The following is a 12,964-nucleotide window of genomic DNA, read 5'->3' as shown; positions in this document are numbered from 1 at the left end:
TGCTCAGCTCTCCGGGACCGACCGCTCGATCTCCTCGAGCCAGGTCCGCGCCGACATATCCGACGGCGCCCGCCAGTCGCCGCGCGGCGACAGTGACCCGCCGGCCGACACCTTCGGACCGTTGGGCAGCGCCGAGCGCTTGAACTGGCTGAACGAATAGAACCGCTGCGCGAAGACCTGCAGCCAGTGGCGGATCTCCTTCAGGGAGAATGAGGGTCGCTCGTCCTCCGGCAACCCGACCGGCCAGTCACCGCGCTGAGGGTCGCTCCAAGCATGCCAGGCCAGAAACGCCACCTTCGACGGCCGGAAACCGTACCGCAACACCTGGAACAGGGAGAAGTCCTGCAGGACATACGGTCCGACCTTGCTCTCGCTGCTCTGGATTTCCTCGTCCTCACCGGCGGGCACCAGTTCGGGGCTGATCTCGGTGTCGAGCACGGACTGCAGCACCTCGTTGACCGTCCGGTCGAACTGCTCCGACGAGATGACCCACCGAATCAGGTGCTGGATCAACGTTTTCGGGACCCCGCCGTTGACGTTGTAGTGCGACATCTGGTCGCCGACACCGTAGGTCGACCACCCCAGCGCCAGCTCGGAGAGGTCGCCGGTGCCCAGCACGATGCCGCCGCGTTGATTGGCCAACCGGAACAGGTAGTCGGTGCGCAGACCAGCCTGCACATTTTCGAACGTGACGTCGTAGACCTTCTCCCCGCGGGCGAACGGGTGGTCCATCTCGGAGAGCATCAACTGCGCGGTGGACGAGATGTCGATGGTCTCGAAGGTCACCCCGAGGGCTTCGGCGAGCCGTGTCGCGTTGTTCTTGGTTCGGTCGCCGGTGGCGAAACCGGGCAAGGTAAACGCCAGGATGTCGCTGCGCGGCCGCTGCTCACGATCCATCGCGCGCGCCGCGACGATCAACGCGTGGGTGGAATCCAGGCCACCGGACAGACCGAGCACGATCTTCGGGTAGTCCAGGGCGCGCAACCGCTGTTCGAGCCCGGATACCTGGATGTTGTAGGCCTCGTAGCAGTCCTGCTCCAGACGGGCCGGGTCGGCCGGCACGAACGGGAAGCGCTCCACCTCGCGCAGCAGGCCGATGTCCTCGGAGGGCGGGTCGAGGTGGAACTCGATGCGCCGGAACGAGTCGTCGTCGATCACATGCTGACGGCGGTTGTCGTCGAAGGTGCCCATCCGGATGCGTTCGTTGCGCAACAGTTCGACGTCGACGTCGGCCACCGAGCGTCGCGCCCCCTTCGGGAACCGTTCGGATTGCGCCAGGCACACCCCGTTCTCCCAGATCATCGTCTGCCCGTCCCAGGCCAGGTCGGTGGTGGACTCTCCCTCCCCCGCCGCGGCGTACACATAGGCGGCCAGGCACCGCGACGACGCCGAACGGGCCAGCAGGCACCGGTCCTCCGCGCGGCCGATCGTGATCGGGCTGCCGGACAGGTTGGCCAGCACCGTCGCTCCGGCCAGCGCCGCCTCCGCACTCGGGGGGATCGGCACGAACATGTCCTCGCAGATCTCGACGTGCAGCACGAATGCGGGGATGTCCTCGGCCGCGAACAACAGATCGGGCCCGAAGGGCACGTCGGTTCCGCCGAGCCGGATCTCACCGGCTTCGTCGTGGCCGGACGCGATCTGGCGCTTCTCGTAGAACTCCCGATAGGTCGGTAGGTAGGACTTCGGCACCACCCCGAGCACACGGCCCCGGTGGATCACCACCGCGGTGTTGTAGATCCGGTTGCGGTGCCGCAGCGGGGCCCCGACCACCAGTACGGGCATCAGGTCGGACGATCCGGCCACCACCGCCGACACCGCCTGTTCGGCGGCCTCGAGCAGCGCGTCCTGCAGCACGATGTCCTCGATGGAGTATCCCGTCAGGTTCATCTCCGGGAACACGGCCAAAGCCACACCGTCGTCGTGGCATTCGCGGGCGATGCCCAGCACCGTCTCGGCGTTGGCTGCCGGCTCGGCCAGCGCGGTGTGGTGGGTGCATGCGGCGACCCGGACGAAGCCATGCCGGTAGGCGGAGTAGAAATCCATGCCTCATTGTTGCCCGTAAACCAAATGGGGTATGCACGTGGCCATGAGCAACACCGCGGTGCTGATCATCGACATGATGAACACCTACGATCATCCCGACGCCGAGAAACTGACGCCCAGCGTCGAGGCGATCGTCGACCCGTTGGCGAAACTCGTCGCCGACTCCCGGTCCCGTGACGATGTCGACCTCATCTACGTCAACGACAACTACGGTGACTTCAGCGCCGAGTTCAGCGACATCGTGCGCTCGGCGCTCAACGGCGAACGCCCCGACCTCGTCGAACCGATCGTTCCGCAGCACGGGTGCCGGGTCATGACCAAGGTGCGTCACAGCGCCTTCTACGCCACGTCGCTGGCCTATCTGCTCAATCAGCTCAAACCCGAGCGGGTCGTGCTGACCGGGCAGGTGACCGAACAGTGCATTCTCTACACCGCGCTCGACGCCTACGTCCGCCACTTTCCGGTGGTCATCCCCCGCGATGCGGTAGCCCACATCGATGCCGAGCTGGGCGATGCGGCGCTGCGGATGATGGAGCAGAACATGAGCGCCGAGCTGATCGCCGCCGCGGACTGCCTGCACTGACCAGCGGTGTCGGTATCGGCGCCTACTGTGGAGGCCGTGGAGTCACCCGAACTGGTCGCGCTGCTGCGGGGTCGGCGCGTGGCGGTGCTCACCGGCGCGGGCATGTCGACCGACTCGGGCATCCCCGACTACCGCGGGCCCGACTCGCCGCCCAGCAGCCCCATGACCATCCGGCAGTTCATCTCCGATCCGGTCTTCCGGCAGCGGTACTGGGCGCGCAACCACGTCGGCTGGCGCCACATGGACCAGAAATTGCCCAACGCCGGGCATCGGGCGCTCGCCGCGCTGGAACGTACCGGCGTGGTGACCGGTTTGATCACCCAGAACGTGGACCTGCTGCACACCAAGGCCGGCAGTCAGGCGGTGGTCGATCTGCACGGCACCTACGCGAGGGTGGTCTGCCTGGATTGCGGGCACACGATGTCGCGCGCCGCGCTGCACGACCTGCTCGACGCCGCGAATCCAGGATTCCTGCAGCGCGCCGAGTCGGTGGGCGCCATCGCGGTGGCCCCGGACGCCGACGCGATGCTCGACGACACCGCGCAGTTCTCCATCATCGACTGTCCGGCGTGCGGCGGCATGCTCAAGCCCGATATCGTCTACTTCGGCGAAAGTGTCCCCAAAGCACGTGTGGAGGTTGCTTTTTCGATGGTCGACAGCGCCGATGCGCTGCTGGTGGCGGGGTCGTCGCTGACGGTGTACTCCGGCTACCGCTTCGTCCGGCACGCCGTTGCGCGTGGTATCCCGGTCGCAATCGTCAACCGCGGCCGTACCCGCGGAGACAACCTGGCGACGGTCAAGGTCGACAACGGCTGCTCGCCGATGCTGGCGTTGCTGGCCGACGAACTCCCCGCACTGGCGACCCCCGCGTGAATCGATGAGCACACCACTGGCACGCTTGCGCCCGGACACGGGACCGGTTCGAGGCCGCTGGGGCTTGGGCTTCGGCGATTTGGCCGCGCGCCTGACCCGTGCCCCCGAACCCCTCGACGGCGTACTGCGTCAGCTCAACCACTTCGGTGCTCTGGTGATCAGCGACGACGCGGTCGAGTTCGACGGCGACTCGGTCGACTGGTCCGACATCAAGGACATCGAGACCCACAGCCTCATCGGTTATCTCGCCTCGGGCGCTCTGGACAAACAGATCGGCAAGCTGCCCCTGCCCTGGTTCCCGGGCCGGCGGCTTCTGCTGGGTCTGGCCTCGGATGCCGCGCTGACCGCATTGGTCGCGCTCACCGGCGACGCGTTCAGAAACGTCTTCGAGGTGCGCATCCCCGCGGAGGTCAACTACAAGGCCCTCCTGCGCCACCGCACACTCAGCCCGGGCGTGCTGTCCACGCTGCTGATGGCCGACCCCGCCGTGCGCGACGCACTGATACAGACAGCCAAGGCCCACGGCGTCACTGTTCGTCGAGCTGACAGCGACGCCGTCGACGATGCCGAGGAGAGACTCAGGCGCATCAAGGCCGTCTGGGACAGAGTCGCCGAGATCTCCGAAAACCGCTCTCGCTGAGCCAGATACGTCTTTTTTGTCAGACCCTGCTGCTTGTATGGGGTCATGTCTTCCACTGCGCTGTTGGCCGATGACGAGGTCGAGCCTGCGTCGAGTCGGGCGGCTCGGTTGGATGCGTTGTTCGACGAGTTGTCGGAGTTGGCGGGGCAGCGCAATGCCATCGATGGCCGGATTGTGGAGATCGTGGCCCAGATCGACGGGGACGGGTTGTGGGGCAACACCGGGTGCCGGTCGATCGAAGCGTTGGTGGCGTGGAAGATCGGGTGTTCGCCGAACAACGCCGAGACCGTGACCGCGATCGCCGACCGGCTGGCCGAGTTCCCGCGCTGTGCGGCCCTGTTGCGGGAGGGCCGGTTGTCGTTGGATCAGGTCGGGGTGATCGCCCAGCGCGGCGGGCAGGGCTCCGATGCCCACTATGCGGGGTTGGCCGAGAACATGACGGTGGCGCAGTTGCGCACGGCGGTCAAGGTCGAGCCGCAACCGGCGCCGGTGCCGCGCGGTGAGCCCCAGCGCGGGATCAGCAAGACCACCAAGGGTGAGTTGATCCGGTGGACGATCACGCTGTCGACCCTTGAGTCGGCGAAGTTCGAGGCCGGGTTGGCGTCCCAGCACGATGGGCTGATCGCGGAGTGGAAACGCGACCACGCCGGTGAGGACTCCGCCGACGCCGCCCCTCGCGATGATGAGGACGATGACGAGGATGCGGTCGGTGTGCGGCCGCCGATGCCGACGCGGGTGGATGCGTTCACGGCGTTGGTCGAGGCGGGGTGGGACGCCGATGTGGCGGCCCGCCCGCACGGGCAGCGCACCACCGTGGTGGTCCATGTCGACGTCAAGGACAAGGTCGCCTCGCTGCATCTGGGTCCGCTGCTCTCCGATGCCGAGCGCCGCTATCTGAGCTGTGATGCCACCTGCGAGGTGTGGTTCCAACGCGCGGGCCGGGTGATCGGGGCCGGGCGCAGCACCCGCACCATCAGCCGGCGGTTGCGCCGCGCCCTGGAGCGCCGCCATCGCACGTGCGCGGTGCCCGGATGCGGGGCCACCCGCGGCCTGCACGCCCATCACCTGCAGCACTGGGAGGACGGCGGAGCCACCGAGTTGGACAACCTGGTGCTGCTGTGCCCGTGGCATCACCGCCAACACCACCGCGGGGTCATCACCATCACCGGACCCGCCCCGACCATCACCGTCACCGACCGCCAAGGCCGACCGCTGCAGCCCGGCTCGCTGGCCCGCCCACCCACCCAGCCACCCCCCGACGTCCCGCCCTATCGCGGCCCCACCGGCGAACGCGCCGGCTGGAAGTGGTACCACCCCTACGAGCCACCACCACCCAACGCCAACTGACTCGTCCGCTGATGGCACTCGCCGTCACGAAGCGTCAAAAGCCTTTGTCGCACAAAAACTTCGTGCACCATCACGTCGTCAGGGTCAGACCGCGACCAGATCGTCGGCGTGCACCGCGGGCCGGCGCATCTCGGCGGGTAACTGCGAGGTGGAGCGGCCCAGCATCCCCGCCAGCTCGGTGGCGTCGTAGGCGACGACACCGCGAGCCACCATCGAGGCATCCTGCGCCCGCAGCTCGACGACGTCGCCGCCGTAGAAACGGCCCGACAACGCCGTGATGCCGGCCGGGAGCAGTGAGCGGCGCTGCCGCACAACGGCGTTCACCGCTCCATCATCGAGGGTCAGGGTGCCTGCCGCTTCGGCGGCATAGCGCACCCAGAAGCGGCGTGCCGACATCCGCTGGGCCCGGGGCGCGAACACGGTGCCCACCGAGGCATCGGTCAACGCGGCCGCGGCATCGGATGCCGCGGCCAGCAGCACCGGCACCCCGGCATCCGCGGCCAGCAGCGCTGAGGACAGTTTGGAAACCATCCCCCCGGTTCCCAGACTGCTGCCGCGTCCGGCGGTGACCCCGTCCAGGTCGTCGGGTCCGGCCACCTCGGGGATGAAGCGTGCCGGGTTGTCCGCGGACGCCTTCCGGGGATCCCCGTCGTAGAGGCCGTCGATATCGGAGAGCAGGATCAGCGCGTCGGCGCCGACCAGGTGAGCCACCAGCGCCGAGAGCCGGTCGTTGTCGCCGAAACGGATCTCGTTGGTGGCCACGGTGTCGTTCTCGTTGACGATCGCCACCGCGTGCAGCGCGCGCAGCCGGTCCAGCGTGCGCGCGGCGTTGGTGTGCTGCACCCGCATCGAGATGTCATGCGCAGTCAGCAGCACTTGGCCGACGGTGCGCTGATAGCGGGTGAACGCAGCGCTCCAGGAGTTGACGAGCGCCACCTGCCCGACGCTGGCGGCGGCCTGCTTGGTGGCCAGGTCGGTGGGGCGCCGGCTCAGTCCGAGCGGTTCGATCCCGGCCGCGATCGCACCGGAGGACACGATGACCACGTCCGAGCCGGCCTTCATCCGGGCCTCGATCGCGTCGGCGAGACCCTCCAGTCGGCTGGCGTCGAACTTTCCCGACGACGTGGTCAACGCGGTGGTCCCGATCTTGACGACCACCGAACGTGCGGTCCGGATGGCTGTCCGGTGAATGGAGTCGACGCTCACTGATCGCTCTCCCGACGAGCTTTGCGGGCGGCCTTCCGCTCGTCGGCCGAGATCCGGCCGGTCTGTTCCAGGCGCGCGTCGGTGCCGCGCCCGGACAGCGGAACGTCGACGCCGGCCGGGGTCTGGGGCTCCCAGTCGAAGGTCATGTCGCCGATCGTGACGGCGCAGCCGGGTTTGGCTCCCAGCTTGAGCAGTTCGTCTTCCACACCCAACCGGGCCAGCCGGTCACCCAGGTATCCGACCGCCTCGTCGTTGTCGAAGTTCGTCTGCGCGACCCATCGGCGCGGGCGGGTGCCGTGCACGATGAAGCCGCCGTCACCGTCGGCTTCCACCGAGAACGCCGTCTCGTCGACGGGGACCGGCCGGATCACCGGCCGGCGCGCCACCACTTCCGGCTGCGCCGCGCGGTACGTCGACACCATGTCCCACAACGCGAAAGTCAACGGCCGTAACCCTTCTCGGGTCACGGTGGACACCTCGAAGACCGGCCAGCCGAACTTCTCGGTGACGTCGGCGCGGACGAAATCGGCGAGTTCGCGCGCGTCCGGAACATCGATCTTGTTCAGGACCACCGCGCGGGGCCGCTGCGCGAGGTCACCGAGCGTGCTGTCACCCTGCAGGGTCGGCGTGTACGCGGCGAGCTCGGCCTCCAGCGCCTCGATGTCGGACACCGGGTCGCGGTCGGGTTCGAGGGTGGCGCAGTCGACGACATGCACCAGCACCGCGCACCGCTCGATATGACGCAGGAAATCCAGGCCCAGACCGCGGCCCTCGGAGGCGCCCGGGATCAGCCCGGGCACATCGGCGACGGTGAAGGTGTGTTCCCCCGCCGAGACGACGCCCAGGTTCGGGACCAGCGTGGTGAACGGGTAGTCGGCGACCTTCGGCTTGGCCGCCGAGATCGCCGAGACCAGCGAGGACTTGCCGGCCGACGGGAACCCGACCAGGCCGACGTCGGCGACGGTCTTGAGTTCGAGGGTGAGCTCGCGAACCTCGCCCTTCTCGCCCAGCAGCGCGAATCCGGGGGCTTTACGGGCTCGTGAGGCCAGTGCCGCGTTACCCAGGCCGCCACGTCCGCCGGCGGCGGCCTCGAACCGGGTGCCGGCACCGACGAGGTCGGCCAGCAACCTGCCCTGTTCGTCGAGGACGACCGTGCCGTCGGGGACCTTCACCTCGAGGTCGGCGCCCGCGGCTCCGTCGCGATTGCTGCCCGCGCCCTGCTTACCGGACGGGGCCACCACGTGCGGGTGGAAGTGGAAGTCGAGCAGGGTGTGCACCTGCGGGTCGACGACGAACACGACGCTGCCGCCGCGACCGCCGTTGCCACCGTCGGGTCCACCGAGCGGCTTGAACTTCTCGCGGTGCACCGAGGCGCACCCGTTGCCGCCGTTACCGGCGCGCGCGTGAACCACGACGCGGTCGATGAACCGGGGCATCGGACTTCCTTTCCATGACGAAATCTACGTTTTGCGGGCGACGTGCGAGAGCCCTGCGAGCAAAACGCCGATCTCGACGCGGAAGTCAGGCCTCGCTGCGGGTGACGCGAACGATGTTGACGAACTTGCGGCCGCGCTTCATGCCGAACTCAACGGCGCCGGGCGCCGTCGCGAACAGGGTGTCGTCACCACCACGACCGACATTGACGCCGGGGTGGAAGTGCGTGCCACGCTGGCGGACCAGGATCTCGCCGGCCTTGACGACCTGGCCGCCGAACCGCTTGACGCCCAGCCGCTGCGCGGCGGAGTCGCGACCGTTGCGTGAGCTCGAAGCGCCCTTCTTGTGTGCCATCTCTCTCGCTCCCGTCGTTACTTGATGCCGGTGACCTTGAGCACCGTCAGCTGCTGACGATGGCCCTGGCGCTTGTGATAACCGGTCTTGTTCTTGAACTTGTGGATCCGGATCTTCGGACCCTTGGTGTGTTCGAGCACCTCGCCGGTGACGGCCACTTTCTCCAACGCCTTGGCGTCGGTGGTCACCTTCGCGCCGTCGACCACGAGAGCCACGGGCAGGGACACCGAGGCACCGGGCTCGGCGTCGAGCTTCTCCACCTTGACGATGTCGCCGGCCGCCACCTTGTACTGCTTGCCGCCGGTCTTCACGATCGCGTACGTGGCTGTTTGCGCTGCCATCGTTGGTCTTCCTCTGCTCGCGTGCGGGCGCGCATCACCGGTGGGTGTGCGTGCGGGTCTGGGTGCGGGACGTCAATCCCGCTCTCCGGCCGGCCGGGGGCAGGCCCTGGAGACAACTGCTCAAGGTTACGTGACCAGCGGCTGGAGAATCAAACCGCTCAGTCCTGGCTGGGTGGGCCGGCCGGGCGGGCGGCTGCGCGGCGCCGGTGCCGGCCCGGACGCGAGACGGCGACAGGCACCTCATCCTCGGAGTCGTTGTCGTCGTTCTCGGAGTCGTCCGAGTTCACGACGTCGATGTCGTCCTCGATCTCCTCCTCGTCGTCGTCGAGGTCGATCTCGTCCTCGTCGTCCTCGTCCTCGTCGTTCTCGTCGTTCTCGTCGTCGTCGGTGTCGTCATCCTCGGTGTCGTCCTCGTCGCCGTCGTCGGTGTCGCCGACGGCCTGGCGGATCGTGTCCGGTTCGAGCTCGGCGACGTCTTGCGCCGATTCCTCGGCGTCGCCGGTGTCATCGTCATCGTCCTCGTGCTTGCCGTTGGCGGCGGCCATCGCCTTGAACATCGGGTGGTCGCCGGGGCTGTGCGAGGGCAGCTTCGCGACCTGCACGTCCTGCTCACGATTGCCGCGCTTGCCCCGCTTGCCGCGGCGGCCGCCCCCGCCACCGGACTCGGACTTCTTGCCGCCGCCGGACGAGGTGGAGTCCACGGGGTCGCCGTGCAACATGATTCCGCGCCCACCGCAGTGGGTGCATGACGTGGAGAAGGCCTCGACGAGTCCGGTGCCGAGCCGCTTGCGGGTCAGCTGCACCAGACCCAGCGACGTCACCTCCGAAACCTGATGGCGGGTCCGGTCGCGGGCCAGCGCCTCGGTCAGCCGGCGCAGGACCAGGTCGCGGTTGGACTCCAGGACCATGTCGATGAAGTCGATGACCACGATGCCGCCGATGTCTCGCAGTCGCAGCTGACGCACGATCTCCTCGGCGGCTTCGAGGTTGTTGCGCGTCACGGTCTGCTCGAGGTTGCCGCCGGACCCGGTGAACTTGCCGGTGTTGACGTCGACGACGGTCATCGCCTCGGTGCGGTCGATGACCAGGGTTCCACCCGACGGCAGCCACACCTTGCGGTCCAGCGCCTTGGTCAGCTGTTCGTCGATACGGTGCACGGCGAACACGTCGGGTCCCGACCCGTCGCCCGATCCTGCGGGTTCGTATTTGGTCAGGCGCGGCATCAGTTCGGGCGCCACGGCTTCGACGTAGTCGTTGATCGTCTTCCAGGCGTCGTCGCCGGAGACGATCAGTCCGGAGAAGTCTTCGTTGAACAGGTCGCGAATGACCTTGACCAGCACGTCAGGCTCTTCGTAGAGCGCGACCGCGGCACCGGCCTTCTTCGCGGTGATCTCGGCAGCCTTGGCCTCGATCTCGCTCCAGCGCTTCTGCAGCCGCTCGACGTCGGCGCGGATGTCGTCTTCCTTGACGCCTTCAGAGGCGGTCCGGATGATCACGCCGGCATCGGACGGCACGACCTCTTTCAGGATCTCCTTGAGCCGCTGTCGCTCGGTGTCGGGCAGCTTGCGGCTGATGCCGGTCGACGAGGCGCCCGGCACGTACACCAGATACCGGCCGGCGAGACTGACCTGGGTGGTCAGGCGGGCACCCTTGTGCCCGACGGGGTCCTTGCTGACTTGGACGACGACGTAGTCGCCGGGTTTGAGGGCCTGTTCGATCTTGCGGTTCTGCCCGCCCAGGCCGGCGGCCTCCCAGTTCACCTCGCCGGCGTAGAGCACACCGTTGCGGCCCCGGCCGATGTCGACGAACGCCGCTTCCATCGACGGCAGCACGTTCTGCACGATGCCCAGGTAGATGTTGCCGACCAGCGAGGCCGACGCCGCGGAGGTCACGAAGTGCTCGACGACCACCCCGTCTTCGAGCACCGCGATCTGGGTGTAGCGGGCGCCCTCGTGCGGCGGCTCGGTACGGACCTTGTCGCGCACCACCATCACCCGCTCGACGGCCTCCCGGCGCGCCAGGAATTCGGCTTCGGACAGGATCGGCGGCCGACGTCGGCCCGCGTCGCGGCCGTCGCGGCGGCGCTGCCGTTTGGCCTCGAGGCGGGTGGAACCGCTGATGCCCTGGATCGCGTCGGGATCCGCGGTGGATTTCTCGTTCTTGCGGGGTTCGCGCTCGTGGACGACGGTGTTGGGCGGGTCGTCGGAGGAGCCGTTGCTGTCGCTGTCGTCGCCCGAGCCGGACTTGCGACGACGCCTGCGGCGCCGGCGCCGGCTGGTGCCGTCGCCGCCGTTCTGGTCCTCATCGCCGTTGTCGTCGTCAGAATCCGCGTCGGAGTCGGCACCGCCTCCGTCGGAATCGGTCTGGTTGTCTCCGTCACCGTCGGACGACGCGTCGTCGCCGTTCTGTTCGCCCCGGCCCCGGCCGCGGCCCCGGCGACCGCGCCGGCGCCGCTTGGCGGCCGGCCGCCCGTTCTGGTCGTCGTCGGCGTCGGTGTCGTCGTCCGAGTCGGCATCAGAGTCGGCGGCGTCGTCGTCGGCATCGTCGGAATCGTCGCCGCTGCGCACCTCGTCGAACCGCACCGGCTGCGGGGCGACGAACAACGGCAGATAGTCGGCGGGCTCGGCGGCCGGCGGGGTCGGTGCCTCCAGGATCAGGCGCGATTCGGGCTCTTCTTCCGCCGTCACCTCGGCGGGGCTGCTCCCGGCGTCGGACGCGGCCGGTTCCGGCTCAGCCGGGGTCTCGGCCGCGGGCTGCGACTCGGCCTCGGCCGCGGCCTCCGGCTGAGCGAGCACCTCGCGCACACGGTCGGCTTCTTCGCGGCCGACGGTGGAGTGGGCGCTGCGCGCCCGGCCATCGAGCTCGACCAGCGCATCGATGATCCGCCGGCTGGTGGTGCCGAGCACCCGCGCCAGCGAGTGCACCCTCAGCCGTTCGGGCGGCGCTTCCTGCACTTCACCGGCAGAGTCAGCAGGTTGCTGGGCCTCTTCCGGGAGATCGTGGGTCGGTGCTGGAAAGTTCTCATTGTCGGCCACGTATTCTCCTCAAGCCCCCGGGCGCGTCGTGTTGCTGACGCGGCCACGCGAGGGCTCCCGATTTGGCGTCCGAGCTCCGATTTCTCGGTACTCCCGGACTCGTTATGGTCTTGCTCCGAGTCGATCCCGTGGGTCCGAGCTCGCAGCCGGTCTGAATGATGGCTGGACGGGCCCGCGCCGCACCGCGTCACCGGTGGTCGCGCTCGTCGAAGTCTTCATTCGGGTAGCCGGCCCGGGTCTGTCAGGACGGTCACCCGAGGCCAGTATCCCACACCACAACGAGTGATCCGTTCAGGCCGGGTCAGTCGCGTCGTCGACGGCAGTTAGCCCGCGGGAAACCAGAGTTCGATCTCGCGGGCCGCCGACTCCGGCGAGTCCGACCCGTGCACGAGGTTGAACTGCGTTTCCAGGCCGAGGTCGCCACGGATGGTGCCCGGGACGGCCTTCTCGACGGGATCGGTGCCCCCGGCCAGTTGCCGGAACGCCGCGATGGCCCGGGGACCCTCCAGAACGGCCGCTACCACCGGTCCGGAGGTGATGAACTCCAGCAGCGAGCCGAAGAACGGCTTGCCGTCGTGCTCGGCGTAATGAGCGCGCGCGAGGTCGTCGCTGACGCTCTTGAGCTCGAGGGCGACGATGTCCAGGCCTTTGGCTTCGATACGGCTGATGATCTCCCCGACGAGCCGGCGCTGCACACCGTCGGGCTTGATCAGAACCAGGGTTCGCTCAGTCACGGCCGACAGCCTACCGAGTGCTCACTCGGGGTCGGCCTGCTGACCGGGCAGCAGACCGCGCCGTTGCCGGCGCAGCACCTCGGCCCGCAGGTACGCGATCAGCAACCACACCACCAGGAACAGCACCCCGATGAAACCCAGCCCCGGATAGATCACCCAGCCGCCGACCAGGAGCAGCTGGACGGCCAGGTTCGCCCAGATGGCCCAGGACCGTCCCTGCACGCCCGCCATCAGCACCAGCAGGACCGCCGCGCCGATGACATAGCTGGTCGACACCGGCGTCAGGCCGCCGCCGACCGCACCGACAACGGGCAGCGCCAGCAAGACCACGATCGCCTCGAGGATCAATGTGCCGGCCATCACGCCGCGGA

The 12,964-nt window shown here is 68.4% G+C and carries 12 protein-coding genes; 4 read left to right on the top strand and 8 right to left on the bottom strand.

Going from position 1 to position 12,964, the window contains the following annotated elements; translation table 11 throughout:
• Positions 1 to 3: 3 nt before the first annotated feature.
• Positions 4 to 2,046, bottom strand: a complete 2,043-nt coding sequence (locus G6N31_RS03230; RefSeq protein ID WP_098003618.1) for an NAD(+) synthase — start codon at positions 2,044 to 2,046, stop codon at positions 4 to 6.
• 43 nt (positions 2,047 to 2,089) lie between these two features.
• Between G6N31_RS03230 and G6N31_RS03225 the strand changes: the two genes are divergently transcribed.
• The 4 genes from G6N31_RS03225 to G6N31_RS03210 are packed head-to-tail and all read left to right on the top strand — an operon-like array spanning position 2,090 to position 5,489.
• On the top strand, positions 2,090 to 2,629 hold the full coding sequence (locus G6N31_RS03225; protein WP_098003634.1) for a cysteine hydrolase family protein: 540 nt from the start codon (positions 2,090 to 2,092) through the stop codon (positions 2,627 to 2,629).
• A gap of 36 nt (positions 2,630 to 2,665) precedes the next feature.
• On the top strand, positions 2,666 to 3,502 hold the full coding sequence (locus G6N31_RS03220; RefSeq protein ID WP_098003635.1) for an NAD-dependent protein deacetylase: 837 nt from the start codon (positions 2,666 to 2,668) through the stop codon (positions 3,500 to 3,502).
• 4 nt (positions 3,503 to 3,506) lie between these two features.
• Positions 3,507 to 4,142 (top strand): hypothetical protein, encoded by a 636-nt coding sequence (locus tag G6N31_RS03215; protein ID WP_098003619.1) that lies wholly within the window; start codon positions 3,507 to 3,509, stop codon positions 4,140 to 4,142.
• Positions 4,143 to 4,187: 45 nt separating this feature from the next.
• Positions 4,188 to 5,489 (top strand): HNH endonuclease signature motif containing protein, encoded by a 1,302-nt coding sequence (locus G6N31_RS03210; protein WP_163722018.1) that lies wholly within the window; start codon positions 4,188 to 4,190, stop codon positions 5,487 to 5,489.
• A gap of 84 nt (positions 5,490 to 5,573) precedes the next feature.
• On the opposite strand, the gene proB is transcribed toward G6N31_RS03210, so the two are convergent.
• The 7 genes from proB to G6N31_RS03175 form a co-directional block, all read right to left on the bottom strand.
• Entirely contained in the window at positions 5,574 to 6,695 is a 1,122-nt protein-coding gene (proB, locus tag G6N31_RS03205) for a glutamate 5-kinase (protein ID WP_098004607.1), read from the bottom strand.
• Positions 6,692 to 8,131: a GTPase ObgE gene (obgE, locus tag G6N31_RS03200; protein ID WP_098004606.1), complete on the bottom strand. Its 1,440-nt coding sequence runs from the start codon at positions 8,129 to 8,131 to the stop codon at positions 6,692 to 6,694. The genes proB and obgE overlap by 4 nt, the downstream gene beginning before the upstream one ends.
• An 85-nt stretch (positions 8,132 to 8,216) precedes the next feature.
• Positions 8,217 to 8,483 (bottom strand): 50S ribosomal protein L27, encoded by a 267-nt coding sequence (gene rpmA / locus G6N31_RS03195; protein WP_098004605.1) that lies wholly within the window; start codon positions 8,481 to 8,483, stop codon positions 8,217 to 8,219.
• 17 nt (positions 8,484 to 8,500) lie between these two features.
• Complete coding sequence (rplU, locus tag G6N31_RS03190; protein WP_098004604.1) at positions 8,501 to 8,824, bottom strand: 50S ribosomal protein L21; 324 nt, start codon at positions 8,822 to 8,824, stop codon at positions 8,501 to 8,503.
• Between the two features lie 158 nt (positions 8,825 to 8,982).
• Positions 8,983 to 11,859: a ribonuclease E gene (rne, locus tag G6N31_RS03185; RefSeq protein WP_098004603.1), complete on the bottom strand. Its 2,877-nt coding sequence runs from the start codon at positions 11,857 to 11,859 to the stop codon at positions 8,983 to 8,985.
• A gap of 323 nt (positions 11,860 to 12,182) precedes the next feature.
• Positions 12,183 to 12,593, bottom strand: coding sequence for a nucleoside-diphosphate kinase (ndk, locus tag G6N31_RS03180; protein WP_098004602.1), 411 nt, complete (start codon positions 12,591 to 12,593; stop codon positions 12,183 to 12,185).
• 21 nt (positions 12,594 to 12,614) lie between these two features.
• Positions 12,615 to 12,953, bottom strand: a complete 339-nt coding sequence (locus G6N31_RS03175; protein WP_098004617.1) for a DUF4233 domain-containing protein — start codon at positions 12,951 to 12,953, stop codon at positions 12,615 to 12,617.
• Positions 12,954 to 12,964 lie beyond the last annotated feature (11 nt).

Origin of the sequence: Mycolicibacterium duvalii (assembly GCF_010726645.1) — a bacterium.
GTDB classification, from domain to species: Bacteria; Actinomycetota; Actinomycetes; order Mycobacteriales; family Mycobacteriaceae; genus Mycobacterium; species Mycobacterium duvalii.
This window is presented reverse-complemented; position numbering and strand designations above follow the sequence as displayed.